This is a genomic window from Streptomyces sp. CO7 (assembly GCF_053474865.1).
In genome coordinates, this window is record NZ_JBRIOU010000002.1 from 137,652 (window position 1) to 141,073 (window position 3,422).

A 3,422-nucleotide genomic window follows, 5' to 3' on the forward strand; every position below is an offset into this window, starting at 1 on the left:
GTGTCCGCCTCGCGCGTACGCGCGGGTAAGGTCTGCGCCGTGAGTGCAACGAACACGGCCGTGCAGCCCTCCGCCGACGCCGCCGCCCCGGTGCGGCACCCCGAGGCGCCCGCCCCCGGCGAGCCCGTCGGCTCCCACTACGAGAACTGCTTCGGCTGCGGCTCCGGTCAGCCCCACGGACTGCACCTGGTCACCCGGGCCGGCGAGGGCGTCGACGTCACCGCCGAGTTCACCGTGCGTCCCGAACACCAGGGCGCCCCCGGTCTGGCGCACGGCGGCATCCTCGCCACCGCGCTGGACGACGCGCTGGGCTCCCTGAACTGGCTGCTGCGCACCATCTCGGTGACCGGGCGGCTGGAGACCGACTACCGGCGTCCGGTGCCGGTGGGCAGCGTGCTGCACATCACCGCCGAGGTCACCGCCGTGGCCGGCCGCAAGATCTACGCCAGCGCCGTGGGGCGCCTGGGCGGTCCCGGGGGCCCGGTGGCGGTCCGTGCGGACGCGCTGTTCATCGAGGTCAAGGTCGACCACTTCATCGAGAACGGCCGCAAGGAAGAGATCCAGGCCGTGATGGACGACCCCGACGTGCGGCGCCAGGCGCGCGCCTTCGAGGTGAATCCGTGAGCGACGGCCTCCAGGTGCTGATCCGCCGCCTCGACCCCGAGGTGCCGCTGCCCGCCTACGCCCACCCGGGCGACGCGGGCGCCGATCTGCGCACCACCGAGGCGTGCGAATTGGCCCCCGGGGAGCGCACCGTGCTGCCCACCGGGGTGTCGATCGCCCTGCCAGAGGGGTACGCCGCCTTCGTGCACCCGCGCTCCGGTCTGGCAGCTCGATGCGGTGTGGCACTGGTGAACGCCCCAGGGACGGTGGATGCCGGGTACCGTGGGGAGATCAAGGTGATCGTGGTGAATCTCGACCCGCGCGAGTCGGTGCGGTTCGAGCGCTTCGACCGGATCGCGCAACTGGTCGTCCAGCAGGTCGAGAGGGTCCGCTTCCACGAGGTGGCGGAACTTCCCGGCTCGGTACGGGCCGCGGGGGGCTTCGGGTCCACCGGCGGTCACGCCGCGGTGGGCGACTTGGCGGGTGGGAATCGATACGGTTCGGGCGTATCCGACCGGGAAGGACAGTGACGTGTTCGGACGTCGCAAGAAGGGCACTGCCGAGGGCGCGGCGGGCGAGGCCGAGCAGGTCGTCGGCGGTGTCGGCAGCGGGGCGGAAGAGGCCGGTCAGGAGCGGGTGAGGCTGGAGCCTGCGCCGCGCCCCGACGGCCCCTGGGACAGCTCCGAGGTCCGTGAGCCCGGCGAGGGCCGCGTGGACCTCGGCGGCATGTTCGTGCCGGGGGTCGACGGCATGGAGCTTCGCGTGGAGGTCGCCGGTGACGCCATCGTCGCCGCGACCGTCGTGCTGCGCGACAGCGCCATCCAGCTGCAGGCCTTCGCCGCCCCCAAGCGTGAGGGCATCTGGGGCGAGGTGCGGGAGGAGATCGCCTCCGGCATCACCCAGCAGGGCGGCATCGTCGACGAGACCGAGGGCCCGCTGGGCTGGGAGCTGCGCGCGCAGGTCCCGGTGAAGCTGCCCGACGGCACGGGCGGCTTCCAGGTCGTGCGGTTCGTCGGCGTCGACGGCCCGCGGTGGTTCCTGCGGGGCGTCATCTCCGGGCAGGGCGCGGTCCAGCCCGAGGCCGCCGGTCTGCTGGAGCACATCTTCCGCGACACGGTCGTGGTCCGGGGCGAGGGGCCGATGGCTCCGCGGGACCCGATCGTGCTGAAGCTGCCGAACGACGCGCAGATGGTGCCCGAGGGCATGCAGACGCCGGCCGAGGACCAGGGCTCACGCTTCGCGGGCGGCATCGGCCAGCTCCAGCGCGGCCCGGAGATCTCCGAGATCCGCTAGTCCCTGCCCCGCCGCGCCCCTTCGAAGGGGCGCGGCGGAGTGCGTCCGGGCTCCGTCGGGGGAAGCGGCGGAAGGCCTCGGAGACCCGTGGGCGGGCAGGCCTCCGCACTCTTCCGGTGGAACCTCCGTTCCCCCGGCGAGGGTGCGGAATGCCTCGTTCCGTTCGGGTTCCGGCGGCTCCCGCCGCCCCGGTAGGCTTCAGGCATGAACGCTGTTCCCCGTTCCGACAAGCCGGTGGGCCGGTTCCGCCGCATGATCGACCGGCTCTCCTCGTCCCAGGAGGACCTGGAGCGCGAGGAGCTGCGGGAGGAGACGGACACCGCGGGAATGACCCGAATAGGTGACTGCAGCGACCGGGAGGTCGTCACCGTCACTGGTACCTTGCGCACGGTCACCCTGCGCCCGCGGGCCGGGGTCCCCGCCCTGGAGGCCGAGCTGTTCGACGGCTCGGCCGCCCTGGACGTGGTGTGGCTGGGCAGGCGCTCCATCGTGGGCGTGGAGCCCGGACGCAGACTGATCGCGTCGGGACGGATCACCCTGATCCGGGGCCGCCGCGTGCTGTTCAACCCCCACTACGAACTGAGACCCCTCGGACGGGAGTAGCCGGTGACGTCGCTCGACAAGCCGACCGAAGAGGCACCGCAGACGGAGCACGACTCACGGGCGGCGACCGAGGCCGCACTCGGCGAGGCGTTCGGCGGCGTCCGCGGCATGATCGAGACGGTCGTGCCCGGCCTGATCTTCGTCGCGATCTACACCGTCAACAAGGACCTGCACGTCTCGGCGATCGCCGCGCTGGCGGTGTCCCTGCTGATGGGCATCGTCCGGCTGGTCCGCAAGGACACCGTCAAGCACGCCTTCAGCGGCGTCTTCGGGGTGGCCTTCGGCGTGGTGTTCGCGATGATGACGGGCAACGCCAAGGACTTCTACCTGCCCGGCATGCTCTACACGCTGGGTCTCGCGGTGGCCTACCTGCTGTCCACGGCACTGGGCTTCCCCCTGATCGGCGTGATCCTCGGACCGCTGTTCAAGGAGAACCTGTCCTGGCGCAAGCGGAACCCGGGCCGCAAGAAGGCCTACGCCAAGGCCAGCGTCGCCTGGGGCCTGATCCTGCTCGCCAAGTGCGCGATCCTCTTCCCGCTGTACTGGTGGGCGGACACCACCGAGCTCGGCTGGGTGCTGATCGGGCTGAAGATCCCGCCGTTCCTGCTGGCCGTCTGGCTGACCTGGGTCTTCCTGGCCAAGGCGCCGGCGCCCATCGACGTCTTCGCCGAGATGGAGGAGCGGGAGCGGGCCGAGGCAGCCGCCGAGGCCGCGGCCCAGGACCCCGCCCCCGCGGGCGGCGAGGGGACCGACGGCGTCGTCGCCACCGAGGCTCCGGACCAGGGCGGGCGGCACCGCCGCGAGGCCTAGGGACCGGCCCCTCCCCGGCAGGGGACCGGCGCCCCGGGACCGCGGGGCCGAAGACCGGCCCGCTGGGGGACGCCCGCACGACGAAGCGGCGGGTCCGCGACACTCTTCCGAGG

General features: G+C 72.7%; 5 protein-coding genes. All 5 read left to right on the top strand.

What is annotated here, in order from left to right:
* Positions 1-39: 39 nt before the first annotated feature.
* Complete coding sequence (locus ACOV8S_RS02520; RefSeq protein ID WP_448315871.1) at positions 40-624, top strand: PaaI family thioesterase; 585 nt, start codon at positions 40-42, stop codon at positions 622-624.
* A 14-nt stretch (positions 625-638) separates the two neighbouring features.
* Positions 639-1,133 carry a dUTP diphosphatase gene (gene dut / locus ACOV8S_RS02525; RefSeq protein ID WP_448317329.1) on the top strand — a complete coding sequence of 165 codons (495 nt, stop codon included), beginning with the start codon at positions 639-641 and terminating at the stop codon, positions 1,131-1,133.
* Between the two features lies 1 nt (position 1,134).
* A complete protein-coding gene (locus ACOV8S_RS02530; protein ID WP_448315873.1) occupies positions 1,135-1,896 on the top strand; it encodes a DUF3710 domain-containing protein in 762 nt (253 codons plus the stop codon).
* A gap of 204 nt (positions 1,897-2,100) precedes the next feature.
* Positions 2,101-2,499 (top strand): OB-fold nucleic acid binding domain-containing protein, encoded by a 399-nt coding sequence (locus ACOV8S_RS02535; protein WP_351118339.1) that lies wholly within the window; start codon positions 2,101-2,103, stop codon positions 2,497-2,499.
* 3 nt (positions 2,500-2,502) lie between these two features.
* Positions 2,503-3,309 carry a DUF3159 domain-containing protein gene (locus tag ACOV8S_RS02540; RefSeq protein ID WP_448315876.1) on the top strand — a complete coding sequence of 269 codons (807 nt, stop codon included), beginning with the start codon at positions 2,503-2,505 and terminating at the stop codon, positions 3,307-3,309.
* The last annotated feature ends 113 nt before the right edge of the window (positions 3,310-3,422 follow it).